Here is a 26,696-nt window from a genome sequence, read left to right as displayed (position 1 = left end):
ATTCTTTACTTAATTAAAGAATAGCACTTAGAATATACGTTCGCAACATAAAACCTATAAGAATTTTTTACATAAATCAACATGTCTATTACTAGACAATTATTATAAAAAAGTATATAGTTAGCTAGGTAACTAATTTGAAAGGATCAACATACATGGACGAAAAACAACATTTTTTTCACATCGTCAGCCAGACTTCTCGAAAGTTTACGAAGAAATTTAATGAACGTGTATCTCCAACAGGGTTATTTAGTGCGCAATGGGCTGTTATTTTCCGCATTAATCAAACTGGTTCTTGTACGCAAACAGAATTGTGCCAGTATTTAAATGTTGAATCACCAACGATGACTCGTACGTTAACACGTATGGAAACGATGGGATGGATTATTCGTACAGAAGGTAAAGATCGCCGCGAGAAGCTCATTTCTTTATCCGAAACAGCGATAAAGATGATTCCAGTATGGCAAGAAGAAGTTGATACTTTCGAAGAAAAAACGCTAGAAGGTATTAATGAAGATGATTTACATCAAGCATTTCAAGTGTTACAACAAATTATTAAAAATTTAGATTAAATTGGAGGGATGACGATGCAAAGTGAGAAACTTTGGACGAAGGATTTCCTCGGAACTTGTTTTAGTAGTCTATTTCTTTTCTTAACATTTTACATGCTTATGACTACTCTGCCTGTCTATGTCATAGACGGCCTAAAAGGAAAACCTGAGGAAATTGGTTTAGTTGCAACTGTGTTTCTTATTTCTTCTGTTTTATGTAGACCATTCACAGGAAAATGGCTCGATGATTTAGGAAGAAAGAAAATATTATTTATTTCACTTTCATTATTTTTAGCCGCTACTGTTATGTATTTCGGTGCGCAAAGTTTATTCTTATTACTTGCCCTTCGCTTCTTGCACGGTATTGGGTTCGGGATGGCAACGACAGCTACTGGTACGATTGTAACTGATGTTGCGCCAGCTCATCGACGAGGCGAAGCGCTTGCATATTTCGGCGTATTTATGAGTCTGCCGATGGTAATTGGTCCTTTTTTAGGTTTAACAATTATTTCTCATTTTTCGTTTACAGTATTATTTATCGTTTGTTCCGTATTTTCATTACTTGCATTTTTATTAGGACTACTTGTAGATATTCCGCACGAAGCACCTGTTAGCAAACAAAAACGTGAAAAAATGAAATGGAAAGACTTAATCGAACCATCTTCTATTCCGATTGCACTTACAGGATTTGTTTTAGCCTTTTCTTATAGTGGTATTTTATCCTTTATTCCTATTTATGCGAAAGAACTCGGTTTAAGTGAAATTGCAAGTTACTTCTTTATTTTATACGCACTTGTTGTTGTCATTTCTCGTCCATTTACAGGAAAGATTTTTGATCGCTTCGGTGAAAATGTACTCGTTTACCCTGCTATCATTATTTTCACAATCGGAATGTTCATATTAAGCCAAGCACAAACTTCATTTTGGTTCCTTGGCGCAGGTATGCTAATCGGTTTAGGTTACGGGACATTAATTCCGAGTTTCCAAACGATTGCGATTTCTGCCGCTCCAAACCATAGACGTGGTTCTGCGACAGCTACGTATTTCTCATTCTTTGATAGTGGTATTGGTTTTGGTTCTTTCATTTTAGGTATTGTCGCAGCGAAATCCAGTTATCATAATATGTATTTTATCGCAGCTATTATCGTTGCGTTCACTTTACTTTTATATTATGGATTACACGGACGAAAACAAAAATTCAAGAAACAACCTACAGACGGAAAAATTTCCGCTTAACGTTAATAAGGAAAGTAAACTTCCCCGTTTACTTTCCTTATTTTGTATTTCTTTCAAGACGAGCGTATACTTATAGTAGAAATAAAAAGGAGGGCCATATATGAAACTAAAAAAATCTCCCCTACTCTTACTTATACTAACATTCATATTTGTAATTACAGGGCTTGGGTTTACTTACTTCAAACAAAATAAAACGACCCCATCAAAACATAATGTGACAAAAGAAAACTGGTTAAATGACCCTTACTTACGTTGGTCGTACACACACATGAAAGAATTCACTTTAGTTAATGACGTAAAAAACAATCCTGACCAAATTGCTCACTTCCCTTCCGCATTGCAAAACTTAGACGATTTTGCTGTGGAGCGTAGATTCGGAAATACAACTCCTCTAAAAAAACTTTTAGATGATAACAAAACAGATGCTTTTGTCGTTGTACATAATGGACAACTTGTTTACGAACGATATTTCAATGGGTATAAACAGAATGAACCTCATGGTATGGCATCATTAGCAAAAGTCTTTACCGGGGCAATTATACAATCTCTCGCTGAAGAGAATCGTATCGATTTAGAGAAAACAGCTGACACTTACATAAAAGAATTAAAAAACACACCGTTCGGTAATGCCACACTTCAGCAATTAATGGACATGCAAGTTTCAGCTGAATATCCTACTCATGGATATGAGCAACCTGGGCTAGAAAATCAAGATGCACAATTATATTTAGCTAGCAATATTTTACCCCGCGGCAAAAATTACGACGGTCCGATGAAAATTTATGATATGTTACGGGAAGCCGAAGAAACTGCACCGCCTGGTTCTTCCTTTTCTTACAATAACGGATCAACAGAAACGCTCGCTTGGATTATTAGAACTATTACTGGTAAATCACTAGCTGAAAATGTAAGCGAACGAATTTGGTCTCAAATTGGTATGGAAGAAAACGCGTATTACGTTACAGATGAAACAAAAGTAGAACAAGCTAGTGCTGGATTAAATGCAACTGCTAGAGATATGGCGAGATTCGGGCAATTACTATTAAACAACGGGGAATATAACGGAAAACAAATTCTCCCTTCTTCTATTACAGAAAGTGTAAAAAATGTACAAGAAGATGAACTTGAAATTAGTAGTGGCGCTTCTATTTCTTATCATAATCAATGGTGGATTCCCCACAATGAACAAGGTGCTTTTGAAGTGTTAGGTAGTTACGGACAAACACTTTACATCGATCCGAAAGCAAATATGGTAATCGTTCATTTCTCTTCTAACGCAACGCCAAGTAATGAAATACATTCGACTTACTCAAATATGTATATTGATATTGCACATCATTTAGAAAAGCTTCCACAGTAGTGGAAGCTTTTTCTTATTTCGGTGTTTTATTTGAATCCATTATATTATTCCAGGTTTAAAAGCATTCGTAAATCTACTATACTCATCATGGTTATTCATCATTAAACTTTTTATTAGCAATCCAATAAAACGTTACGAAGAGTGTCAATAAAATCCATACTATAGTTAGTAATCCATTGATTATTGCGTTTGAATTTACTCCCCCCGTGACTAACATTTCCATTGCATACTTACTCATACTGGCTGGATTAAGCTGATCCATTATTGGATTCAAACCGACGATTACTCTACAAGCTAAAAGGAAAACAATTGAAATTAATGCAATCATACCTTGACTTTGAAAAATAGCACTTATCATTGTTGTGAAAGATACGATAAAAAGAACCCAAATTAAATAAAATAGTAATCCAGTAATTAGGTGTGCGAATGGAACAACAGTAAAAAGATAATTTACATATATATAAGAAGTAACGAATCCAATTGTTACACTAAACGCTACCATTAAATAGTTCGACACTATTTTCCCACCTACATATGAAGGAACAGTAACAGGCCTTGTTAAAATAAAGGCCAACATACCATTAGCTTTATCTGTTTGAATAGCACCCATCATAGAAATCACTAGAATCATAAGTCCAAGCTGATCAAACTGGGATCCCAAAGTACTCGCTAATACTTCGCCCCCTTTTTGCGTTGCCATACTCGAATCAATGGTAATTCCCTGTCCTCCACCTAACGCTTCTAAAATTGATGGCAAATAATGAGTTACTATCGGTTGTGTTGCGCCTAAAAATATAAAAACAATTGGTAGCCAAATAATCTTGAAATCACGTAACATTTGAACACATTCTTTTTTTATCAATACAATTGAGTTATTCATTTTTGCACCACCAATTTCAAGAAGATTTCTTCTAAAGTATCGTTGCTCATTTCAAATTTAACGATGTTCACTTTATGTTCGAGTGCATTTTGCAATAACATATTTTTATTTATTTCAATGCTTTCAACCTTCACTTTGATTTTAAGCCCAACCACTTCAACGTCCTTCACATACGGTAATTTTTTTACAATTTCAATCCACTTTTGATCTTTAGCTGTTATTTCAATCATTAATTTATTTTCACTATTACGATGTAAAAGTTCCGTAATCGTTGTATCTTCTATTTTTGTTCCATCTTTTATAATGACAAATCGTTCACAGATTTCTTCCGCATCGCCTAATATATGGGTTGATAATAAAATGGTTGTATCTTTTTTTATTTCTTCAATTAAATTCAATACTTCCCGTCGGCCGATTGGATCTAATGCGGATACCGGTTCATCCATGACAATAAGTGACGGTTTATGCAATAATGCTTGTGCAATACCAAGTCGTTGTTTCATTCCACCAGAAAATGTACTAACCTTTGCGTTTTCTTCGTCCTTTAGTCCAACTTTCTCCAAAATCTTTGGAATCGACTTTGACAATTCTTCTTTTTTCAATCCCGAAAGTTGGCCCATAAAGGTAAGCGTTTCTCTCGCTGTCATCCAATGAAAAAAATTAGGATATTGCGGTAAATAACCAATTTCACTTTTCATTTTTGATATTTTTATCCCATTCAATAAAACTTCACCAGCAGTTGGATGAATAATATCCGAAATTACTTTTATTAATGTGGATTTCCCTGCTCCGTTCGGTCCAATTAATCCGACGCATTCCCCCGCTTGCAGTTCCATCGAGAAATTATTAACCGCAATTTTTCTTTTAAATACTTTTGTTACATTTTTAATCTCTAATTTCATAATTTCTCACTATCCTTTCTCCCTATAACGAAGTAGAAAATAGGTCCCAATACATTAATGAAAAGAATAATGAACGTCCATACAAGTACATTTTTTCTTGTTTTTCTATGTCGGTATAAATCAATGAATGCAATGAAAACTAAAAGTACCCCCACTGCAATAACTGGCAATATAATGGGTAGAAAAGTCATAATATCAATGTCTTTAAGATCATTCAATCCATAATGTAGTTGCATTATTGTCATTCCTCCCTAAATTCATTCTCATTATTGATAATGATAAAACATAAACGAATGAATTGCAAACTTTATTCTCATTATTTATAATGAGAATAAAAATACATAATAAATAAGGTGAGCGAATGAATAATAAAGTTGAAATTTTAATGCATCCGGTAAGAATGAAAATTTGCCAAGTGTTAATGAGAAATAAGGAAGATGGGCTAACACCATTAGAAATGGTAAAAATCATTAAAAATGTACCACAAGCCACACTATATAGACAGCTACAAACTATGGTTGATTCTGGTATCGTCCATGTAATTAAAGAAAAAAAGGTGAAATCTGTTTCTGAAAAATATTACGCAATCAATGAAGAAGATGCAAAAATTGAAGGAAGTGAATGGAAAGGATTATCTGATGATGAAAAGTTAAACTACATTTCCTATTATCAGTTATCACTTATGACACAATATCAAAGTTACCTTAAGAAATTAGAGGAACAAAACAGTCAAGAAGATACTGCTACTTTTTCTGTAGTAGAATTAAAGCTAGATGAAGAACACTTTGGAAAATTTCAAAACGAACTTAACGAATTAATGATTAAATACTACAATAGCCAAAGTAAAGGCGACGAAATAGAGACTCCGGTTCGGACTGTCGCTATTACAATTATTCCAGAAACTTAAATTTACTCGATATAAAAATGCAAATCAATAATTTGAACTAAATCCTGAAAACAGGATACCTCTCAAAACACCTAAACCATCTGCTTCCTATATTCTCTTTAGGGGCTAGGTGGTTTAATTTTTCTTGAATTCACACACAAATGTAGTAATGAATGTATTACTTTTGTTATCTTTTATAAGTAAAAAGCTTCATCTTTTTAATGAAGCTTTCTATCACTTTATTAAAAAGATAATAAATTAATCGTTTCCTTTAAAACACTTCCCTTACAAAGATTGTCTGTTCATATTGGTCGAAAATTTCTTCTATAGATGAAAATAAAGTTTCTTCCGGGATGATGAACTTTATTTTTTGACCATTTTTTAACATGAAGGAAATCGTTCCATTATCATTAAAACCTGTATGAAACGTTCCTCGTTTATTTAATAGTACCTCTTCAATTATATTTATTTCAATTGAAAAGTTATTCTTTAATTGCAAGAGTTCATGTACATCGCCAGTATGTATTTTTGCATCTATTTCAGTTTCTAAGTTTAATTGTTTTTTCTCAATTTTTTTGAACCAAAACAAAAACAATAGCTCTGAAATACCAGGTAATTGTTTTTTATAAGCATGTCGGCTATGAAACTGTCCGCCAATCTTTATAAAATATATACAGTCACCTGTAATAAAAACTTTATAATATATATCTGCCGTAAACATTTTAGGCTTTAAAAGATAAAAACTTTTGATCATAATTCCCCCATCAATTTTAAATGTATTTGTATAAACATTTTTAGCTAGATTTGTGCTAAAACATATTTCTCATGTAATGCAACACTATTGTATTGAATCTCCTCTCCCTTTGCAACAGTTGCTTTGAAGCCAGCTAGTAACCTTTCTCTATACTATCCCTATAAGTGCTACCCCATTTCCAACCGTTTTTCTTCTAGTATATTAAAAGCAGAATTTGATACGAGGCTCTATATCAATCTATCAATAAATTACCACTCTGTAAATATCTGAATTTTCTTTACATTGAAGGTTATCTCCTAAACAACCTCGAATAATTGTAATACATATACATAAGGAGGTTGATCTATTTTGTTTCGTTCCTTTACAAATGGTTGCGTCGCCTTAGTGCAACGCTTCTTGCCAGAACCGTTTATTTTATCATGTTTACTAACTGTTTTCGTTATCTTCTTTGGTATGTTTGCGACTCACCAAACACCTGTAGAAATGATTAATCACTGGGGTAATGGAATTTGGGGACTCCTCGCCTTTTCTATGCAAATGGCACTTGTACTCGTGACTGGATCTGCTTTAGCAAATGCTCCTCTTATTAAAAAAGGATTAACGAAAGCTGCCAGACTACCAAAAACAACTGGACAAGGCATTATTGCCATTTCAATTGTAAGTTTACTCGGTGCATACATAAACTGGGGCTTTGGAATTGTTGTATCTGTTTTATACGCAAAAGAAGTGGCAAGGCAGCTGGACGGATTAGATTATAGACTAGCAATCGCCTCTTCTTACTCTGGATTTCTCATTTGGCATGCCGGTCTTTCTGCCTCTATTCCTCTTACGTTAGCAACAGGCGGTGAAACGTTAATTAAAACGACTGCTGGAAGTATTAAAGAGGCGATTCCAATAACAGAAACGTTATTCTCACCATACGCTCTCGTTCCAGTTATTATTTTTCTCATTACGATGCCTCTCATTAATAAAGCGATGCATCCAGATGAAAAACATACGATTACAGTAGATCCTAGCGTGTTCCATGAAGAAGCTGCTGCTCAAGAAGTAGAAAAAAATACGTTCGCTGAAAAGATGGAAAATAGCATTATTATTACACTTTGCGTTGGATTGTTAGGTCTCATTTATATTTTCAATTACTTTTATACGAAAGGTTTTAACCTTACTCTCGATATCGTGATTTTTATGTTATTAATTGCAGGTCTTATTTTCCACCGTACTCCGATTCAGTATATTCGTGCTTTTTCAGACTCTACGAAAAGTGCTTCTGGCATTTTACTTCAATTTCCGTTTTACGCAGGAATTATGGGCATGATGATTGGAGCAAATAGTGAAGGACTTTCACTTGGAGGAGCTATTTCTAATTTCTTTATTAGCATTTCAAATGAAACGACTTTTCCGCTCTTTACATTTTTAAGTGCTGGCATTGTTAACATTTTCGTTCCATCTGGCGGCGGTCAATGGGCTGTGCAAGCACCAATTATGATTCCAGCTGGCGCTGAACTTGGTGTACCTGCTGCAAAAACAGCAATGGCAATTGCATGGGGCGATGCTTGGACGAATTTAATTCAACCTTTCTGGGCATTACCAGCATTAGCGATAGCTGGTTTAGGTGCTCGTGACATTATGGGATTTTGTGTTGTGAACTTACTATATGCGGGTTTTATCATTAGTCTATGCTTCTTATTTATTTAAACGAAAAGCTAGTTTTATACTAGCTTTTTTACATAATAAATCACTTATTTCCCATGAAATTTATAATCTTCTCCCACTCTAACTCCGTAAGATGTAATGACTCAAATGCAAAAAAATCTTCGCACACTTTTTCAATTAGATGTGGATTTTCCCTCAAAAAATTCCACTGTAATACTTTAGGAAGAAAATGCATTTCATATTCTTTACTTCCCCGTACTACCTGATCAACTTCTCTTTCACAAATTCCTCTTATTAAATAATCATTTCTTAACTCTATTTGAATTTGCTGAAATGTTTCGCTGCATTTTTTCAATTGTAGTAAACACGTAACATACTTCCGAAAAAGTTCGCCATCATACTGAACACAGTTTATAATACGATCGACTTCATTCATAATGCACGAGCCTTTTCTTCTATTTGTAATAACCATTTCTCACGCTTTGATACTTTACTCGTTTTCACAGATTGAAACACTGACCGTTTTATATCGCGAATGCCACAAAAACGTAAAATACCTCTCTTCATCATAATCCAATCTGCTGATCGATATAACAATGCGACGTACCATAGAGGCGAGTCTAACGTATTAATAACCCATGCTTTTTTCCCTTGCAATAATCCTTTCGGCAGAGCCCCTTCATATTTATAAGCAAATCCAGCTACGAAAATACGATCGATAAATCCTTTTAAAATTGCTGGCATCCCCCACCACCATATTGGATAGATGAATAGAAGTGTATCTGCTTCTTCTACTAACGTTCTATACCGAGCTGTTTCCTCTTCATTTACTAAATCGCGTCTTTTCTTCTCTTCATTAAATACGAGGACTGGATCAAATTGTTCTTTGTATAAATCAAGTACGGTCACTGAATGATTTGTTTCCTGTAGTCCTTTTTGCACATGATTGAAAATCGCCGCGTTAAAACTTGAAGGGTTAGGATGAGCATATATAATTAGTACGTTCACTACAAAACAACTCCCTCTATACGTTAAAGTTTCCCCTTCTTTAATAACTTCTCTACAATTTGTACGTTTTTCGAACTTTGCAACAATCGATTTAATAATATAAGTAACTCTTCTTTTTCTAAATCTTTCAGTTTCTCTTTAACTGCACTCTCACCAGCACCTTGCATATCATAAACAACTGCCACCATATGTTTACAATAATTTTCATAGGGACACTCACAGTTACTTTCTGAAAAATCTTCGAGATCGATAACTACTTCATAATTTCCTGCATTTCCAGTAACGAAAGCAAACACTTTTTTATCTTGTATTTCAACATCTTCTACATGCCCATCTTCATAATATTCATATCCCTTATCTACAATGTACTTTGGGATCCATTTCGTTATATCTTTTAATAAGTAAGCGTACATAATTGTACCCCTTCCTTTAATTCCCTTTTGACTTCAAAAATCCTGCATGTTATTCTAATTACTGTTAAGTAGCAAGTCTACGTGACAAAACGACTGACACCTATTCGGCGAAGGTGTCTCTTTTCATTTGCAGCCGATATGAATTGCCTCTTTCAGGCACATTCAATTTTTGACACTACACACTCAACACCATTCCCTGTATCAGGCTGCTTTAGCAGTCTTTTACTCTACATACTCCGTTATTTTAAGAAAAAAAGAGAGCTTAGCTCCCTTTTCTCGCCTTATACAATACCCCTTTTTCAGCATAGAGATATTCATCAGCTAATGTAATTTTCCCATCCAGTTTTAGTTCGTCTAATAATCTTGATAAATAAAATTGATGCAACATCTTTTTCGTGAATTTTCCTTCATGATGCGAAACGATATGTTCTTGAATATCTAACAATGATATCGGCTTATCTTGCTCTATCATATATTCATAAACTGTACTACGCAGTTTTACGTATTTTTCGAGTGTCACAGTAATGCGCAACCCCTTTCTTCTTAATATAAATTTTCGTAATCGGTTTTTTTGCAATAAAAAAACCTCTCCGATAAGAAGAAGTTACGTATATATCTTCGTCTTATCTCCCAGAACAAATATGTTCTGCTGGAATTAGCACCTGCATCGCGGTTGCTGGGTTTCATCGGGCCAGTCCCTCCACCTCTCTGGATAAGAAAATATTCACTTAATTCTTACTATACGTAATTCCACTTTAATTGTCAAACAAATATAATAAATATAACAAATTATATTTTCTTCCTTACTGTTCATACTACCCATATACGAACATGCAAGGAGGATTATGAAATGCATCAAAATGCTCGCGGATATGTACAAGATTCTTTTCAATCATTACAAGAAGCTAAAAATTGTTTAGAAGAAGCGCTCGAAACAGTTGAAAAAGATTTTAATCGCGCTCGTATTGAACAATCACTTTATGCTGTTGAACAAGCTATTCAACGTTGCGAGTACACCGTTCACATTTTAGAAAAAGATTAAAAACTTCCCATCAATTGATGGGAAGTTTTTTCAAATGGCATACTTCATAATTATTGCCGTTATGATTAAAAAATATACAGAATTAGCAATTTCTAAAATTCCTACTTTTATAATAGAAATTTTTTTGCCATACAACACAATTGCTCGAATGACACTTGGTATAAAAATAAGAGAACACCACGGATTAATCACAAATATGATTATCGTTAATACGATATGATATCCCCAAGATATAAGACGATACTTCGGGTTATTTTTTTCACGAATCATCGTTTTCACATAGAACGTACTACCTAAAAAGTATAAAAATGAAATAAGCGCAATGAATAATGCTGTATGATCGATTTGCTTCATTGAAAAGGAATAACTAATTAACCCACCGATACAAAACACAATAATCGCACAAATATCATTTAATAGTGCTCTTTCATTTTTTTGACGAGCGTAATACATATTCACTATAAATAATGGAATCATTACTATTACGAATAAAAGAATTCGCCACTCATATAATAAAGAAATCATCCCAAATAGGAACGCAATAAGAAAATAAATAATGGCGACTTGTAAAAACTCTTTTTTTCGTCTTTGCTTTATGTACGTAAGAAATGGGTACGTAGCTAAATAGATAAAGAACCACGCTAAAAACAATGGAATATGATAAATAGTAGGTTTCCCAAGTATGACACTTAATAAAAAAGGAATAACAAGCATGGCCCATGCACCATGTTGCTTCGGAATAACTAACTTCATTAACTATACACCTCCCTTTTGAAAAAAGTTCTCACCTACAATTATACAAATAATTTTATATAATAGCGGATGCATATTGAATCGATTTTTTGACAAAAAAATGCTCCTTACATTATGTAAGAAGCATGAAAGAGGCAAACGAATATGTAAGTCGCGACCCTACCTTATATGAGTATGCTTTTCTATGTCACGTTATGCTCATCTAATATACCGTATTTCTTTTTAAATCTTGTAAGAATCGTAATCCATGAAGTACTAAATAGTAATAAGAAAATAACATTCGAAATCGCATGGCTCAAATCAAAGTAAAAACTTGCGATATAATACGAAATGACAGTTTCCCATGTTGCTTCTCGTATAAAACCGAGAAGGCCCCAGAAATTCATAATCCAGCCAAATAAAAAGCCAACAATTACTCCGTAAAGAAGTCTTCCCCATAGCTTTTTCATAAAAAATGTATTACGAAGTAAACCTGCTATAAAACCAATCATGCCCCACGAAAACATTTGCCACGGTGTCCATGGACCTTGTCCTAAAAAAATATTAGATACGATTGCTGCTGTAGCACCAATCATAAAACCAGTTTCACTTCCAAATACAATTGCAGAAACGATAATGACAAAAGAAGTTGGTTGTACACTTGGTAAAATAGAAAATGGCACCCGGCTTACTGCTGCAATTGCCGCTAATACAGCAACGAGAACAATTTCACGTGAAACAAACGCCTTTCTTTCAAAACGGATATAGAAAGGTAACATAATAACCGCTAATAGAAACAAACTACTTAACATGTAATAACCGTCCATAACAAGTGTCGTAAAGAGTAATGTGCCGATTATTACTGCAAAGATACATATTATGAATGCAACATATTGTTTGGACAAGCTTCGTACACATCCTCCCATGTTAATGCATATGGCAATTCGTTTCGAATGAATCGATTAATAGATGTTGTATAAAAGAAGTTGCCGCTAAAAAATTCTTTCGGTGCATCATTCATAATGACTGTTCCATCAAATAACATCATACATTGATCCACGTATTTCGCTGCAAACTCAATATCATGCGTTGCCATTACAATTGTTGTACCTTCTTTTTGCAGCTTCCTAAATAGTTCTCCTACTCTTTCTTTCTTCCATGGATCCAATCCCTTTGTCGGTTCATCAAGTAATAATAACGTTGGCTTTGATAATAACGTTGTACATAACGCAAGTAATTGTTGCTCTCCTCCGCTACAATCATGCGGATGGCGTTCTTTAAGCGAGTGCAACCAAAACTGTTTTAGCGTATCTTCTGCTATTTCTTTTCCTTGTTCTCCATATAATTCACGCGCACGTTCATAAACCTCGTCCCATACTGTATCAAATGTAAAATGGTAATACGGATGCTGCGATACATACCCAATACTTTTAAACCGTTCTTTCGAATCGATTTTATGTATCACTTTTCCGTTACACTTTACTTTTCCTCTTCTCGCTTTTTGTAATCCTGCTAAAATCGTTAACAGTGTAGACTTACCTGTACCGTTCTTCCCAACGAGCGCTACCCATTTTCCTTTTTCAATCGAAACTGATAAATCACGTAAAATAAGCGGACTATTTTTTTCATATTGGAACGAAATATGCTCTGCGCTTAAAATTACCTCTTGCTTTTCACTTTGTGCTATTAGGTCATTTACATATGATATCGCTGCAAAATCATTCATTTTCATTTGCGCCTCTCGCACTGTAAACGGAATATCTCTCACATTCCACTCTAAAAATAGCCTTGGAATTTGCGGAATAAATGGACGGAATGTTTCTACTCCCCACATATCCGTAATAACAATTTTAGGACTACCATCATACATAATACGGCCATTATCCATACAAACAACGCGTGTTGCAAGCGGGATAACTTCATCTAAACGATGTTCACTTAAAATAATCGTAATTCCAAGTTCTTCATTAATCCGTTTTAATAATCCTAAAAACTCTTTTGCAGCGATTGGATCTAACTGCGCTGTCGGTTCATCTAATAATAGCAATTTCGGCTGCATAACTAATACCGCAGCTAAATTGACAAGCTGCTTCTGCCCACCAGATAACGTGTGAACAGATTGATGCAATAAATCTTGAAATCCTAAAAAGCTAATAAGCTCTGCTATTCTTTTTTGAATAATATGTGATGGTAATCCGATATTTTCTAAAGAAAATGCTAATTCTTGAATCACTGTATCCATAACAATCTGGTTTTCTGGGTTTTGAAATACCATCCCAATTTCTTGGGCAGATAACAAATCAGCTACTTCCTCTATTAAAACACCCTCATAAAATATCTCTCCAGAACGCGTACCAATTGGAAGTAACTCCTTTTTAAAATGTTTTAATAACGTCGTCTTCCCAGATCCTGATCCTCCAGCAAGTGCAATAAACTCACCTTTTTGAACAGAAAGAGAAATATGCTGTAACGCTTTTTTATTTTCATCAGCATATACAAATGATAAATTGTTTATTTCTGCATGCGCCACCATATCCATTCCCTTCCTTCCATCATAATTGGTAAACTAATAAACAGTGTAAATAATACAAACATCATTCCATCGTATTGCTGGAATAAAATAGATTCGACTTTCGGATAAATAATCAATTTCCCTCCGCCATAATTACTACATACAATAGCAGCTATAAATAAAATGATTAAATAACTGAGCGTATACCAATCACGCCTTTCCATTCTATAGCGAATATACGTCGTACGCTTCGTTACACCAAATCCACGAGCTTGCATAGAATCTGCCGTCTGCAGTGCATCTTCTAATGAACAAATTAATAATACTTGCAGCAATTGCATACCATTTTTGACGCGTTCTATTATCGAACCTGAATCTACCTGCACACCTTTCGTTTTTTGGACGAGTGTGATTTTCTTTAATCGCCTTATAAACAAAGGAATAAATCTCACTGTAATCATCGTTAACAATGCAACTTTCGGTGAAATTCTTGAAAATAAATATAAAAATTTATGACTGGAAATAATATCATTGTATGACGCAAACGTAAACATAACTGCAACTAGTAATAACCCCATTACTATTCCAAACATAATCGCCTCAAGCTTAATACGGCTATCACCTAGCCAAAATAACGTAGTTCGACCTCTATGCGTTAATAACGAATTAAATAAAATCACCATAAAAAAGAAAACAATTGTGCTCGGTAACATCTTTCTTATCTTTTCGCTATTTCCTTGCATCACATTTAACATAATAATTAATACTATTGCTCCAATTAAAAAAAGAGGATGAAGACACATCGTACATAGTATCATCACCCCGATATAATAGAAAAAATTCACAAAAGGATGTAAAGAAGAAAAACTTATTTTCATAGCCCTTTACCGAATGCCTTTCTTATTGTAATACGTATACCCACTCAATTGTATCGCCTGGTTTTACCGTAGCTACACCAGCACTATGGTTTGGAAAAGCACCGTTCACACGATATTTCCAACCACTAGTATCCGAAATATCTTTTTCATATAAATCATTAATACCTTTTACATAAATACTATCTCTAGATCCGCTTGCATCAACATCTAATCCTGTACGTTGCAATACTTTATACACTGTATCGCCTTCTTGTACATCCATCTTTTTCGCACCCATTATATATCCGTTATTTCCTTTTACCGAGATTGTTACTTGTTTTGCTTGTGGTTTAGGCGGTTCTGGTTTCGGTGGTTCTGGTTTCGGTGGTGCTGGAAGAGTTACGTCTTTTCCACCTTTATTCGGATCTTCTTTTTGCTCCTGCTTCGGTGTTTCTTTCGGCTGATTCACAACCTTTGCTTCTTCTTTTACTTCTGGTGCTTTCGGTTGTTGTTTCTCTTCTTGTGCTTGTTGCTGCTCTGGTTGCTTATTTACAGCCGGCTGTTCTTTCGGTTGTTCCTGTTGTTTCTCTTCTTTCTTTACCTCTGGTTGTGCCTGCGACTTTTCCTCTTTCGGCTTCTCTTCTACTTTTTGTTCTTGTTTCTCTTTCTGTTCTTCTTGCTGCTTTTGCTCTGATTCAGCTTGCTTTTCTTCTGTTTTTTCTTCCGGCTTCGCTTCATCTTTTTGTTCTTCTTGTTTCGCTACCTCTTCTTGCTTCGGTTCTACCTTCTTCTCAGGCTTTACAGCTGCCTCTTCACATCCGGCAAGTAGCCCGAGCGAAAGCAGTAAAGAAATGAACCATTTCACCTTACTCATCCTATCTCTCACCTTTCATACGAAAATTAGGAGCAAATAATTGCTCCTAATTTTTTGTTAAGCTGCTTTACGTCTCCATAATACATATGCAGAAGCAATACATAATACACCCATACCTACTTCTGTTGCTGCACTATGAGAAGATGCTCCTGTTTTTGGTAGACTGTTATCGTTTCCGATTTTTTTATTCTTAACCGGTTCGTTATCTACAACTACTTTTAGATTTTCATCTTTTGTTTCTTGTTGTACTTGTTTTTGTTCTTTCGGTTCTTCAATAACTTCTTTTTCTACTACATTATTTTCTGGTTCAACGACCTTTTCTGGCTCTTCAATCGGTTTTGGCTTAATTACATCACCAGCGTCTACATTAGACCAATCATAAATAGATTTTCCCATTTCCTTAAATTGAAGTAATGCTAAAAGAGCCTGTTCTGTAGCCATTCCGTTACCATTTTGATCACTTGGTAACCATTTAAATTCACCATTTGAAAGTTGATATGATAATAGGTTTTGCATTGCCTTATGAAGACGATTTTGATCTACATCTTTAACAAGCGATAATCCAATAATTGCTTGCGCAGTACTATTTGAATTTTCTTGTCCATCAGCTGAAAAACCGCCATTTTGCAGCTGTTCGTTATATAAATACGCAACAGCTTTTTGTATAGCTGGTTTCACATCTGATCGCTCTTGATAAGGAGCTAATGCTGATAAAACCATACCTGTTACATCAACGCTACTAGCACTATCTTTACTACCTGAACTATTATAAGTCCATCCACCGTCTGTATGCTGATTATTTAACAGTGCTTCCACTAGAGCAACTCTGTTCCATTTTGATTCAACTGGAATCTCATACTTTTTCGTATCAAATGCAAGTAAAGCAAATGCATAACCTGTAACAGAATTCACTTTATCTGACTCATACAATTTTTGAACTAAATTATGTCCACCTACATTTTTAGGGTCTGCACTCATTGCATTCATCATAATAATTGTTCTAGCTAAATCTGTCGCTGAAAAACGATTAATGCGCTTTTCTACTTTTTCAGTTACTGACTTAACATAATTTAATTTTGCCTCAATTGGCACATTCTTTCCAGAACGAGAAAGCGCTACAGCTACCCAGTCACTTTCAATTCCATCTTGTAACATCTTATCTGATGTTTTAGAAATGGCTTCGTTTAATTGTGCACTTGGATCTTGAATGTTCTCTTGCTTTGGTTGTTCTGGTTTTTCATCATTTGTTTTTGTACCATCTGGTTTTTCTTGTTTTGAACCATCCGTCTTTGGTTCTTCTGGTTTTTCTTGTTTTGGATCATTCGTCTTTGGTTCTTCTGGTTTTTCTTGTTTTGGATCATCCGTCTTCGATTCTTCTGGTTTTTCTTGTTTTGGATCATCCGTCTTTGGTTCTTCTGGTTTGCCACCGTTAGTTTCTTCTGTTTTACACGTCCCGAACTTATCTAACGTTTCTTTCAATGTTTCCTGGCTTATATTGCTCCAGTCTGAAACAAAGCGAAAGACAACAACATCTCCAGATTTTAATTTATAACTATCTGCTCCGACTTCTGCAGACTTATCATTTACATCATATAGCCAAGCACTTGTAGCCCCGGCCATTAAACCATCGATTCCTTTTACATATGTTCCAAACGACATCGTTTCAGATTCTACTTTGTCCCCCATGACCTTTTGCAGCAAACTTAAAGCTGTTTCCCCATCTTTAATTTGCTCTTCTTTCGGACATAACATAATGCCCTTTTGTGATTCCCCAATAATTGCAAGTTTTGCTGTATTTTCTTCAGCAAACGTAATATGTACTGTATTCGCAAAAGAAACAAATACAAGTGTCACTGCCATTAACGACGTAAGCAGCCACTTTTTCAACATTGCCATCCCAAAATTTCCTCCCTTACTACCATTTACACAAAAAAAGGCCCTTCAAGGGCGTGCGATTGACACTCTCTTTTTGTAAGTGTCGAACAAAAATGTACAACACCTCCTACCCGCATTATTCGCGGCTATATTTGTATAGGAAAAATAATTTTGTTTATGAACGTATCATTGTGATAACATTCACTTTTCTTGGCACAACTTACTTCCATTTAAGTTATCGTAAAACGATAAACCTATACATTCTGTAAATTTTAAATTTCTGTATTATTTTACTATTGACAAAGAATTTTGTCCATGCTTTATCGGATTTATTTTCTAAGAATAATAACTTATTAACTCTTAACGATGTAAACTCTTTTCACTAATAATGACGCCATCTTCATCCGCATAGACATATTCATTTGGATTCCAATCCACTTGTCCAAAGTGCAATGAAATATTTCGTTCTCCTTTTCCTTCTTTCACACTTCTATTTGGCATCGTTCCTAACGCTAAAATACCAATATTAATATTCTTTAGTTCACTAGAATCACGAACATACCCATTCACAATAATTCCTGCTAGCTTTCTTTCTTCCGCAATAGCTGCCAAATTATCACCAAGTAACGCACAATTCGTAGACGCTCCGCCATCAACAACTAATACTGTTCCTTCTGGTAATGTTTGCAATCCTTCCTTCACTAGTACATTATCATCTTTCACTTTTACAGTTGCAATTTTCCCGTGGAATTGTTCTTTCTTCCCAAAAGACCGAAAAGACTGGCGACATATTTGTAATTCCTTTTCAAATTCATCACATAGATCAGTAGTTTTCCACATCTTGTTCCCTCTTTTCCTTTTTCTTTCTACATAACATATTCTTGGCTTATTATCGTTTCCCTGTCTAATATTGCAATAATTTGTACGTGCGGGAAAAGGATATAAAAACTATTGCCTTAAGAAGCTACCTTTATTATAATCTATTTCACAGATTAAATTCAGAATATTAAAAATTAACCAAGTGAAGAAGGAGGGATTTTATGCAAATACAAACTGAGGCAAAAAAACAACCTAGTAAACCAAAGTTTAAAATGCCTGATGCGTACGTACTGCTATTTTTTATTGCCTTACTTTGCGCCATTGCTACTTATTTCGTTCCTGCTGGAGAATTTAAAAGGGTTACAAACGGGACCGTTACAACGACAATACCAGGTAGCTACCATTCTGTTCCGCAATCACCTGTAGGATTTGTTTCTTTTTTTACCGCTATTGAAAAAGGAATGACACTTGCTGCTCCTATTATCTTTCTAATTTTATTTACAGGTGGAGCCATTGCAATTCTTGAAAAGACAGGTGCCCTTGACGGTTTAATCTATCATGTTATTAACAAATTTCGTAATCAGCAATTACTTTTCATATGTATTGTCGCCGCACTCTTTTCCATTCTCGGAACGACTGGCATTATCGTTAACTCAGTTATCGGCTTTATCCCTATCGGCATCATCGTTGCCCGCACATTAAAATGGGACGCTATCGTTGGCGTAGCAATTATTTATTTAGGCACTTATGCTGGTTTTAATGCTACTATTTTATCCCCCTCACCTTTAGGCATTTCACAAAAGATCGCAGAACTTCCGATGTTTTCGGGAATTGGTTTACGCACAGCAATTTATATATCTTTTTTACTTGCTACCATTCTATATATAAATTGGTATGTAAAGCGCTTGAAAAAATCGAATAAAGGAAGCATCCTTGGCGACAACTGGTTTCCAAGTAACGCTCTTTCAAGCGAAAAAGAAGCAGAGAAAAAGGAAGTTCCTTGGACGATACGTCATAAATTAATTTTACTCGTTTCAGCTTTATCATTAATTGCATTTTTAATAGGCGCTTTTCGTCTGCATTGGACGGACGCAGAAATGACCGCTACTTTTATTTTCATAGCAATTACAGCCGGAATAATAGGTGGCATGAAAGCAAACGATATCGCTTCTACTTTTCTAACTGGCTGCCAAAACCTTATCTATGGTGCTTTAATTGTCGGAATGGCTCGCTGTATTTCAGTCATTTTAGAACAGGGCAAATTACTTGATACTATCGTTAACCAGCTCGCACAGTCTCTTGAAGGACAAAGCCCTGTATTTGGCGTTATCGGTATGTACGTAAGTAGTGCTGCATTACATTTCCTTATTTCATCCGGGACAGGAGAATCGGTTATTTTTATTCCGATATTAGCTCCATTAGCTGATTTCATGCACATTACACGCCAAGTTACAGTACAGGCTGTTATGCTCGGAGAAGGTGTAGTAAACTGCTTAAATCCAACTTCCGGTGTTTTAATGGGCGTTCTCGCAGCAAGCGGGATTTCTTATGGAAAATGGATTCGTTTCATGGCTCCACTTGCACTCATTTGGTTTATCATTGGACTTGTTTTTCTTATTGTTGGGGTGAATATTGAGTGGGGACCTTACTAAATACTTAACTAGATAAATAAGTACTATCGTTCCATATAAATATCTATTCTATTTCCCTCACTAGTCCTATAAAAATCATTTATTCTAGTAAAAATATAAGAAGGGATTGATCATAATGATCAATCCCTTTTATCAAAATATAATACCTTTAAAAATCTTAGTTCCAGATTTTATTTATCCATTCTGGATGATCAATAAAAGGATTGCGGTTATGTTGATATTTTGTAAAAATCACTTCATTACGCTTTCGCTCTAAATCATCGACCGGGTCTTGTTCATTCCATTTTAATAAAACAGATAGTTTCCCCATGTATGGATCTTTATTGTTATTCACTTTTTCATTTAGTTCTAAATCTATTTCGCCGTTGTCCCCCTCGTAACGAACAGCCATATAAAACAGCATTCTAGCAATATCTCCTTTTACACTATCACGAGGTTCCCAAGAATCACTATCATATTTACATTCTGTCGCTTCAGAATGATTTACACCACCGTTATCAAAATCTAGATTTCCACGTGAACTATTTACAGATACATCCGTCGCTCTTAAATGATGTAGATCTGTTCCAGGTCCTGCAGTCGTTCCAAAGTCACCGTGAGATTTTGCCCAAACATGCTCTCGGTTCCAGTTATTTACTCCTGATCCATTCGTAAGTTTCCCTTGCGAACGACCAGTATATAAGAGTATCACATTATTTTTATTATTTGGATCTTCATCAGTATCTCTTAACGCTTCCCAAACCGCACTGTATGATAACTTTGTATGATTATCAATAATATTATGCAGTTCCTTCTTTAATTCTAACCCCGTTTTTCCTATTGCGTTATTATAATATGTATCGTCATAATTTTTTACAATAATCTCCTGTGCTGATGCAGGAACCACTTCACCGTGTATAGTATCTGTGAATGATAGAGATGCAGAACCTAAAATAAAAAATGAAGATAGTGTAACCATAGCGATCTTTGTATTTCGAAACTTCATATACCCATTCCCCTTTAAAATATAATTTAAAGCTATTAACTAAAAAGTGCTTTCTAACCCCCGAAACCTTTTAGAAACCCATACCCCTTTTCTGTTTATTTAATACAAGACTCTATCCAGTCTGTATCACTTCTAAACTTTTTGTTTATTCACATTCCAAACAATTTCACTTTTTACAAGGAATATCCTTTTCTTATAAAGATTATTAACATATTCTTTACAACTAAAAAGTAGTTTAATATTAACTTATAAATTTAAATTTATTTATGCAATAATGCATATTTGATAAATACTTTAAAAAACAGTTTGAATAAAATGCATTCAAAGAAAACCGTGCCACAAAACAGATACGGTCTAAGACAGAAATAATAAAAATTAAGATGATAGCTCGACTTTTCCCTTTTCCATAACTATCTTTATTTTTGTGTAAAACCTTTCTTTCTCTGAATAATACGTACAAAAATAGATTGGATACCATGTAGGCACCAATCTATTTTAATTAAAGAAACTGTGTCAATTCTGAGTTCACAACACGTTGTGCAGTAATAATAACATTTTCAGCTGTTAGTCCATAAACACTATATAGTCCACCAGGTTGATTAGGAACAATTTGAACTTCATATTCAAATGCTTGTCCAAGAGCAGGATGAACTAAACTTAGAGTTGCAAAAGTAGAAGCATTAGAATTCACATTGAAGTTTACCTGTTCAATTAATACTAATGAACCGTCAAGTCTAAAAACTCTAGCTACTCCAGTAAGTGGGCCCGCAGTACGGTTAAGGATCTTCACCCTAACTTTATTTGCATTAGCAGGTTGATTTCCTACGTTTTCAATTGGTCCTGTAGTAAGAGCCATATAACACCACCTCCATTATATTATTATTATATTCAATGATTAACATTAATGTTATAGTCTAATTACCTAATTTATTTAAAATAAAATAATGTTCGTTTTTATCTCGTTAATTAATAAAAACGAACATTTTATAATGAATGAATTCGCAAAAAAATAAATTCATATACTAAACTAAATCAACCTACAACAACCGTTTTTTTTACAGACAATTACTCTTCCTTCCGACTTCCTCACTTTCGCCTAATATTGAGCCGGGAATCTTACTACCCGCATGTTGCGAGTTAAAATGTGTATCCAGCCAATTCACAATTATTTCTTCCAACTCTGGATGAAGTGGCTTTCTTGCCCCTTCTTCATAATTCTTTTTAAAATCTAATGCTTTAAACTCACCTTCAAAAACTTTCAAACTATGATCCATATTTTTTATTACATGTACTTCAGAATCACCCTTCACATAATCACCGATCCGCTTCGCTCTTTCAGGATCAGCCTGAATATCTTTATCACCAGCGATTGCTAATACCGGGCACGTTACTTTCATTAAATCTTTATAAATGTCATGCTGAAAATGCTCTCTAAACCACTTTGCGTTCATCGGTTTAAAACCAACTTTAATCGTATCTTTTTCTGTATTCATCATTTTCTCTTTTATTTTTTCCATTTGCTTCTCTCCACGTTTCTCTACATTGAGAAGGCGCATTAGTTTTCCTTTTATTCCTTTCTGCGCTTTTAATTCTTTATAAGCAATCTCTCTTTGTCTTTTCGAAGCCTCTTCTAATGATTCCGCAGCTCCGGTAAGAAGGATGAGCCCATTAACTGGTGTTCTTGCATTGACTACTGTTGCCAACATACACCCTTCACTATGACCAGCTAAAATGATATTTTCTGGATTAACAAATGGTTGTTCTTTTAAATACGTAATCGTAGACTCTATATCACTAACTAAATCCCACATTCCAGTCTTCAGAAATTCTCCGTCACTCTTTCCTACTCCGCGCTTATCAAAACGGAGCGTCACTACACCCAGCCCCGCTATTACATGCGCTAAATCTTTATATATGTTCGCCTCAAGCTTTAGCGGTACGATCGTTCCATCACGATCAATCTCTCCAGATCCCGCGATAATGACAACAGCCGTATACTTCCCATCAGCTTTTGGCTTTGTAATCGTACCTTGTAAAGTACACTCACTATTGATCGCTACTTCATATTCATCAAAAGTCATCATTTTGTCCCCCTATTCTTTTATATCCAATTTAAATTTCAAACTCGTTATTATATTTTTATACTCTCTTACATCTTTCATTGGAGCGAAAACTGGATTCTCTGCAATACTTTGTAACATGCTTCGCTTTATAATCTCTTCATTTCTAACTGTTTTAGCGCCGAGCGGAAACTCTGCAAACCATCCATCAATCGCATCAAAATAGGAATCTCCATGTAAATGCAGGCTATTTACTGTAAAGCTAGCCGCACAAACCGCTACATATTTCCGTAACATTTCTAATGCTCTTTCAAAATTACCTTGCATACAATATACTTGCGCAGCAGCATAGTATACTTTTAAAGTCATATTAGGATGTAATGTTTCTATTTCATATATATCTATTAACATGAAAGCTCTATTTAAAATTACCTCTACCTTTTCAGTGCTTGAGGCATTTACTACTACATAATTCGGTATTGTCGCAACGAGTTGTATTAAATGTTGGTACATACTAATTTGCATTATTTCATTTGCCTTTTCAACATTTCCAAGCATTTGATACGCTTGTGCGATTAGATCTTCCGCTGGAACGTTAGGTCGTATCGTTCCGCCAAGTAATTGAAGCACCTCATTTGGTTTATTGAGTATAAGATAGCAAGTTGCTTGAAACGATACCGCCTCTTTCACAAGAGAAACATCGTCACTTTCTTCCTGTACCCTGCTAAAGAGAGACATTGCCTCTTCTAACATTTCAATTCTTTTATCCGTATCCTCTGTTAACATATGGTGATTAATAAAAAGTAGTCCCATTTGAAGTAATAACGGAAAACAAGAATAATATTTTTTGATTATTCCTCTGCACTCTATCATTACTTCATCAAATGGTTCTTCACTAAAAGCTTCCGCTAGTCTATGATATAAATCCTTAATATCTTCCTGCTCCATTTGTGGTGTATAACTAATTAGTTCATCAATACTTATGTTAAAGTACGATGCTAACAGTGGTAAAAATGTAATATCCGGATAACTCTGCCCTGTCTCCCATTTGGAAACAGACGCCTTCGTAATACCAATATACATCGCTAACTCTTCCTGCGTAATTCCCTTTTCTTTTCTCTTATCCGCAATTATTTTATGAATGTTTATCTCCTTCACATCATCACCTCATACTTTTATTATATGCTTTTATTTCACACAAAATATGGATTTAAAGTCGACTTTCGTTAACAAAATCAACTGTTAGGAAACATCTCTCTAAAATGAAAGGCAGGAACATATTTGATATGTTCCTGCCTTTTTATTGTGGGGTACCGATACTAGCACTCTAGTTAAGATTTTGAAGTGCTGCAAAATCAAAAATTTTATCTCACCACAGTTTTCTATGAGAATCTAGTGAACAGCTTATTTACATAACTTTCGTTAGCGGAAGTCATTTTAAAATTCTATGTGTCGATTTTTTCTTTGTCCTTACGGATAAACCACCATATTAAAGCTACAAATAGCACGAAAAGCGGTATTATTTGAATAAAGAAAAATCCTTTCCAAAAATAAAGTGGATTATTATATGTAAATTCTGTTGACGCCTCATGTGTATAAGAAACAAACGAACCTACCAAATAAGCCATTGGAATTGTAATTAGATTTATCCCTAGAAAGATCATTATTAATGATAAGTTTTTATCTTTAATTTTTGGTGAACCAGACTTGATAAATAAAAATGTTGCAGTGCCAAATATAAGAAAAAGTGGTATTACATAAAAAATTCCCATAACATCCCTCCGTGATTTTAATTGTACCATCAGGAAAGACAACTTTGTGCAAATTTGTATGAATAGGGTATTCATGCGGGGTTAACATAACGCATCATTATCAGGATTCAATATATCTGGAATCCTATAAAACTCCCCTCCAGTAAAGCAATCTGGAGGGGTTCATATTCACATAATCAGTGAAAACGGAAGTTATGAGGTAATTTAACTGTGCTAGTATTTACTTTATGTTTGGTGGTTTTTTATGGGACAATAGACTTTTAAAAATTTCTTTATGTTGAGGAACTAACTTTTTTGGTAGATTTTTGAGTGAAAAAAAGTGATTATTTAGGGATTCGCTACTCGATTCTAATAGTTCTCCTTCAAATTCATAACAAGTGAACAAAACTTTGAACACGGAAACTTGATCGCCATTTGAAAGTGTTCTTTCGTATTTAGGTCCAGAGTGGATATCGAAAAATTCCAGTTTCCCTAATTCAAGTCCTGTTTCCTCAAATACTTCTCTTCTTGCTGTATCTTGTATGGTTTCTCCTAACTCCATAAAACCACCTGGGTGACCCCAATATCCGTTATCTGTTCGTTTTTGTAGTAATATGCGATTTTCTCTATCGAATACAATTACTCCCGCGGAGACCATAATCACTTTTTCATGACCCACCATATTTCTTAAATAGTTAATGTAATCCATATATGTCCCTCCCTTACTTTTTTCTTTCATTTCTTTTTTCGGCAACATCTATGTAATAAATAGTAGTTTCTAAAGGCATTATTTAGAAACTACTATTTATTATTTTACTATTTAAAACAAGTAATTTATTGTTTGATTTTGGTTGTATATTCTATACATATCAGGTTAACATAACGTCTCATTATCAGTAGCATGGAAAAAGGAGAACCTTCTTTTTTAGTTCTATGAATCTATACATATTCTATACATTCCTATTCTGGTATTGTTTTATGGTTCTTGTTTGTTACTGGATTAGCTAAAAAACTGTATAAAATCTTGCATACTCTTATGCGTGGGTTTTTTTAAAAATACTAGCATCCCCAATATATGCTTTCTTATGGGTATTTTTTGAAACCTCATTAAAACACTCTCCAGACCTTTGGCTATCTTTAAGAGTAACTCTTGTTTATTTAAATTCCTTGTAAGGAGGCATTGTCCTCCTCCCAAAGCCAAACAAATGATTCATATTATAGTCTATTTCAAACTGAATATTCGATCTTTATCCATTTTAATATAGGTATGTAAATAAAAGGGATAATCAGCCCCATAATGGACTAACTATCCTATAACTTCTTATCTAAACTTAATAAAACTAAAACTTCTTTCCCTATGTATCATTACTTCGTTACCTCTCCAAACTGCGCTCTCGTCACTTTCGCCAAGTCATCTACTTTAAGCTCAATTTGTATACCAATTTTCCCGCCACTTACTATCATCGTTTCAAGTGATTGGGCACTTTCATCAATACATGTAGAAAATAACTTCTTCATTCCGACTGGTGAACAACCACCACGAATATATCCTGACACTTTCGTAATATCTTTAACAGGAATCATTTCAATTTTCTTTTCACTTACTGCTTTTGCGGCAGCTTTTAAATTTAGTTCCTCATCTACCGGAATAATAAACACATGATAATTTTTACTATTCCCTTGAGCGATTAACGTTTTATATACTTCTCTCACTTCTCGTCCAATTTTCTCGGCTACTGATACGCCATCAATTTTCCCATCGTCTGGATCATATGACATCATCGAATATTCAATTTTTTCTTTATCTAATATTCGCATCGCATTTGTTTTATCTTTTTTCATAGTGATCTCCTTAAAAGGTTATTTCATATTATTAAGTTTTATTATACACCCT

At 34.6% G+C, this 26,696-nt stretch carries 29 protein-coding genes and 1 riboswitch; of the genes, 7 read left to right on the top strand and 22 right to left on the bottom strand.

The window, feature by feature from the left end; all coding sequences use genetic code 11:
- The first annotated feature begins 155 nt into the window (after positions 1-155).
- The 3 genes from ACTFRM_RS09255 to ACTFRM_RS09245 all read left to right on the top strand — a co-directional run bounded on the left by ACTFRM_RS09255 (position 156) and on the right by ACTFRM_RS09245 (position 3,147).
- Positions 156-572 carry a MarR family winged helix-turn-helix transcriptional regulator gene (locus tag ACTFRM_RS09255; protein WP_000343680.1) on the top strand — a complete coding sequence of 139 codons (417 nt, stop codon included), beginning with the start codon at positions 156-158 and terminating at the stop codon, positions 570-572.
- Between the two features lie 15 nt (positions 573-587).
- Positions 588-1,787: an MFS transporter gene (locus tag ACTFRM_RS09250; RefSeq protein WP_001190318.1), complete on the top strand. Its 1,200-nt coding sequence runs from the start codon at positions 588-590 to the stop codon at positions 1,785-1,787.
- 100 nt (positions 1,788-1,887) lie between these two features.
- A complete protein-coding gene (locus ACTFRM_RS09245) occupies positions 1,888-3,147 on the top strand; it encodes a serine hydrolase domain-containing protein (protein ID WP_440043248.1) in 1,260 nt (419 codons plus the stop codon).
- Between the two features lie 91 nt (positions 3,148-3,238).
- Here ACTFRM_RS09245 and ACTFRM_RS09240 read toward each other — a convergent pair whose 3' ends face one another.
- The 3 genes from ACTFRM_RS09240 to ACTFRM_RS09230 are packed head-to-tail and all read right to left on the bottom strand — an operon-like array spanning position 3,239 to position 5,165.
- Positions 3,239-4,027 (bottom strand): ABC transporter permease subunit, encoded by a 789-nt coding sequence (locus tag ACTFRM_RS09240; protein WP_001065773.1) that lies wholly within the window; start codon positions 4,025-4,027, stop codon positions 3,239-3,241.
- Entirely contained in the window at positions 4,024-4,929 is a 906-nt protein-coding gene (locus ACTFRM_RS09235) for an ABC transporter ATP-binding protein (RefSeq protein ID WP_000764116.1), read from the bottom strand. Before ACTFRM_RS09235 ends, ACTFRM_RS09240 begins: the two co-directional genes overlap by 4 nt.
- A complete protein-coding gene (locus ACTFRM_RS09230; RefSeq protein WP_001175971.1) occupies positions 4,926-5,165 on the bottom strand; it encodes a PLD nuclease N-terminal domain-containing protein in 240 nt (79 codons plus the stop codon). The genes ACTFRM_RS09235 and ACTFRM_RS09230 overlap by 4 nt, the downstream gene beginning before the upstream one ends.
- 125 nt (positions 5,166-5,290) lie before the next feature.
- Between ACTFRM_RS09230 and ACTFRM_RS09225 the strand changes: the two genes are divergently transcribed.
- Complete coding sequence (locus ACTFRM_RS09225; protein ID WP_001060889.1) at positions 5,291-5,836, top strand: transcriptional regulator; 546 nt, start codon at positions 5,291-5,293, stop codon at positions 5,834-5,836.
- Positions 5,837-6,086: 250 nt separating this feature from the next.
- On the opposite strand, the gene ACTFRM_RS09220 is transcribed toward ACTFRM_RS09225, so the two are convergent.
- A complete protein-coding gene (locus ACTFRM_RS09220; protein WP_000597307.1) occupies positions 6,087-6,569 on the bottom strand; it encodes a hypothetical protein in 483 nt (160 codons plus the stop codon).
- 348 nt (positions 6,570-6,917) lie between these two features.
- Here ACTFRM_RS09220 and ACTFRM_RS09215 point away from each other — a divergent pair, with 348 nt between their 5' ends.
- Positions 6,918-8,264 (top strand): short-chain fatty acid transporter, encoded by a 1,347-nt coding sequence (locus tag ACTFRM_RS09215; RefSeq protein WP_000490030.1) that lies wholly within the window; start codon positions 6,918-6,920, stop codon positions 8,262-8,264.
- A 40-nt stretch (positions 8,265-8,304) separates the two neighbouring features.
- Here ACTFRM_RS09215 and ACTFRM_RS09210 read toward each other — a convergent pair whose 3' ends face one another.
- The 4 genes from ACTFRM_RS09210 to ACTFRM_RS09195 all read right to left on the bottom strand — a co-directional run bounded on the left by ACTFRM_RS09210 (position 8,305) and on the right by ACTFRM_RS09195 (position 10,163).
- Positions 8,305-8,658: a hypothetical protein gene (locus tag ACTFRM_RS09210; protein ID WP_001006475.1), complete on the bottom strand. Its 354-nt coding sequence runs from the start codon at positions 8,656-8,658 to the stop codon at positions 8,305-8,307.
- Positions 8,655-9,230, bottom strand: a complete 576-nt coding sequence (locus tag ACTFRM_RS09205; protein ID WP_001101572.1) for an NAD(P)H-dependent oxidoreductase — start codon at positions 9,228-9,230, stop codon at positions 8,655-8,657. The genes ACTFRM_RS09210 and ACTFRM_RS09205 overlap by 4 nt, the downstream gene beginning before the upstream one ends.
- Before the next feature lie 23 nt (positions 9,231-9,253).
- Positions 9,254-9,643 (bottom strand): SWIM zinc finger family protein, encoded by a 390-nt coding sequence (locus ACTFRM_RS09200; RefSeq protein ID WP_017673897.1) that lies wholly within the window; start codon positions 9,641-9,643, stop codon positions 9,254-9,256.
- A 262-nt stretch (positions 9,644-9,905) separates the two neighbouring features.
- Positions 9,906-10,163, bottom strand: coding sequence for a hypothetical protein (locus ACTFRM_RS09195; RefSeq protein ID WP_000171476.1), 258 nt, complete (start codon positions 10,161-10,163; stop codon positions 9,906-9,908).
- 100 nt (positions 10,164-10,263) lie between these two features.
- Positions 10,264-10,362, bottom strand: a riboswitch (SAM riboswitch).
- A gap of 131 nt (positions 10,363-10,493) precedes the next feature.
- Here ACTFRM_RS09195 and ACTFRM_RS09190 point away from each other — a divergent pair.
- Positions 10,494-10,685: a hypothetical protein gene (locus ACTFRM_RS09190; RefSeq protein ID WP_000554032.1), complete on the top strand. Its 192-nt coding sequence runs from the start codon at positions 10,494-10,496 to the stop codon at positions 10,683-10,685.
- 30 nt (positions 10,686-10,715) lie between these two features.
- On the opposite strand, the gene ACTFRM_RS09185 is transcribed toward ACTFRM_RS09190, so the two are convergent.
- The 7 genes from ACTFRM_RS09185 to rraA all read right to left on the bottom strand — a co-directional run bounded on the left by ACTFRM_RS09185 (position 10,716) and on the right by rraA (position 18,375).
- Positions 10,716-11,438, bottom strand: a complete 723-nt coding sequence (locus tag ACTFRM_RS09185) for a YwiC-like family protein (RefSeq protein WP_000779986.1) — start codon at positions 11,436-11,438, stop codon at positions 10,716-10,718.
- A gap of 182 nt (positions 11,439-11,620) precedes the next feature.
- Positions 11,621-12,322 (bottom strand): ECF transporter S component, encoded by a 702-nt coding sequence (locus ACTFRM_RS09180; protein WP_000043896.1) that lies wholly within the window; start codon positions 12,320-12,322, stop codon positions 11,621-11,623.
- Positions 12,295-13,956: an ABC transporter ATP-binding protein gene (locus ACTFRM_RS09175; protein ID WP_426865974.1), complete on the bottom strand. Its 1,662-nt coding sequence runs from the start codon at positions 13,954-13,956 to the stop codon at positions 12,295-12,297. The genes ACTFRM_RS09180 and ACTFRM_RS09175 overlap by 28 nt, the downstream gene beginning before the upstream one ends.
- The gene (locus tag ACTFRM_RS09170) at positions 13,929-14,807 is read right to left on the bottom strand and encodes an energy-coupling factor transporter transmembrane component T (protein WP_078386288.1); all 879 of its coding nucleotides are present in this window, start codon (positions 14,805-14,807) and stop codon (positions 13,929-13,931) included. Before ACTFRM_RS09170 ends, ACTFRM_RS09175 begins: the two co-directional genes overlap by 28 nt.
- 22 nt (positions 14,808-14,829) lie before the next feature.
- Entirely contained in the window at positions 14,830-15,660 is an 831-nt protein-coding gene (locus ACTFRM_RS09165; protein WP_071740826.1) for a DUF4430 domain-containing protein, read from the bottom strand.
- A gap of 57 nt (positions 15,661-15,717) precedes the next feature.
- A complete protein-coding gene (locus ACTFRM_RS09160) occupies positions 15,718-17,556 on the bottom strand; it encodes a DUF4430 domain-containing protein (RefSeq protein ID WP_440043246.1) in 1,839 nt (612 codons plus the stop codon).
- Between the two features lie 339 nt (positions 17,557-17,895).
- Positions 17,896-18,375 carry a ribonuclease E activity regulator RraA gene (gene rraA, locus ACTFRM_RS09155; RefSeq protein WP_000266037.1) on the bottom strand — a complete coding sequence of 160 codons (480 nt, stop codon included), beginning with the start codon at positions 18,373-18,375 and terminating at the stop codon, positions 17,896-17,898.
- Between the two features lie 200 nt (positions 18,376-18,575).
- Here rraA and ACTFRM_RS09150 point away from each other — a divergent pair, with 200 nt between their 5' ends.
- The gene (locus tag ACTFRM_RS09150) at positions 18,576-20,006 is read left to right on the top strand and encodes a YfcC family protein (RefSeq protein WP_001166966.1); all 1,431 of its coding nucleotides are present in this window, start codon (positions 18,576-18,578) and stop codon (positions 20,004-20,006) included.
- A gap of 157 nt (positions 20,007-20,163) precedes the next feature.
- Here the strand turns inward: ACTFRM_RS09150 and ACTFRM_RS09145 are convergent, their stop codons facing one another.
- The 7 genes from ACTFRM_RS09145 to ybaK all read right to left on the bottom strand — a co-directional run bounded on the left by ACTFRM_RS09145 (position 20,164) and on the right by ybaK (position 26,644).
- The gene (locus ACTFRM_RS09145) at positions 20,164-20,991 is read right to left on the bottom strand and encodes an endonuclease I family protein (protein ID WP_410979629.1); all 828 of its coding nucleotides are present in this window, start codon (positions 20,989-20,991) and stop codon (positions 20,164-20,166) included.
- Positions 20,992-21,490: 499 nt separating this feature from the next.
- A complete protein-coding gene (locus tag ACTFRM_RS09140) occupies positions 21,491-21,847 on the bottom strand; it encodes a hypothetical protein (RefSeq protein WP_001229415.1) in 357 nt (118 codons plus the stop codon).
- Positions 21,848-22,046: 199 nt separating this feature from the next.
- Positions 22,047-23,072, bottom strand: a complete 1,026-nt coding sequence (locus ACTFRM_RS09135; RefSeq protein ID WP_410979630.1) for an alpha/beta hydrolase family protein — start codon at positions 23,070-23,072, stop codon at positions 22,047-22,049.
- Between the two features lie 12 nt (positions 23,073-23,084).
- Positions 23,085-24,209: a helix-turn-helix domain-containing protein gene (locus ACTFRM_RS09130; protein ID WP_440043245.1), complete on the bottom strand. Its 1,125-nt coding sequence runs from the start codon at positions 24,207-24,209 to the stop codon at positions 23,085-23,087.
- A 287-nt stretch (positions 24,210-24,496) separates the two neighbouring features.
- Positions 24,497-24,823 carry a hypothetical protein gene (locus ACTFRM_RS09125; RefSeq protein WP_139895180.1) on the bottom strand — a complete coding sequence of 109 codons (327 nt, stop codon included), beginning with the start codon at positions 24,821-24,823 and terminating at the stop codon, positions 24,497-24,499.
- A 220-nt stretch (positions 24,824-25,043) separates the two neighbouring features.
- The gene (locus tag ACTFRM_RS09120; protein WP_114555585.1) at positions 25,044-25,511 is read right to left on the bottom strand and encodes an NUDIX hydrolase; all 468 of its coding nucleotides are present in this window, start codon (positions 25,509-25,511) and stop codon (positions 25,044-25,046) included.
- Positions 25,512-26,167: 656 nt separating this feature from the next.
- Positions 26,168-26,644, bottom strand: coding sequence for a Cys-tRNA(Pro) deacylase (gene ybaK, locus ACTFRM_RS09115; protein ID WP_000710860.1), 477 nt, complete (start codon positions 26,642-26,644; stop codon positions 26,168-26,170).
- Positions 26,645-26,696: the final 52 nt, after the last annotated feature.

This window comes from Bacillus cereus group sp. MYBK227-1, from assembly GCF_051916325.1.
GTDB classification, from domain to species: Bacteria; Bacillota; Bacilli; order Bacillales; family Bacillaceae_G; genus Bacillus_A; species Bacillus_A cereus.
This window is presented reverse-complemented; position numbering and strand designations above follow the sequence as displayed.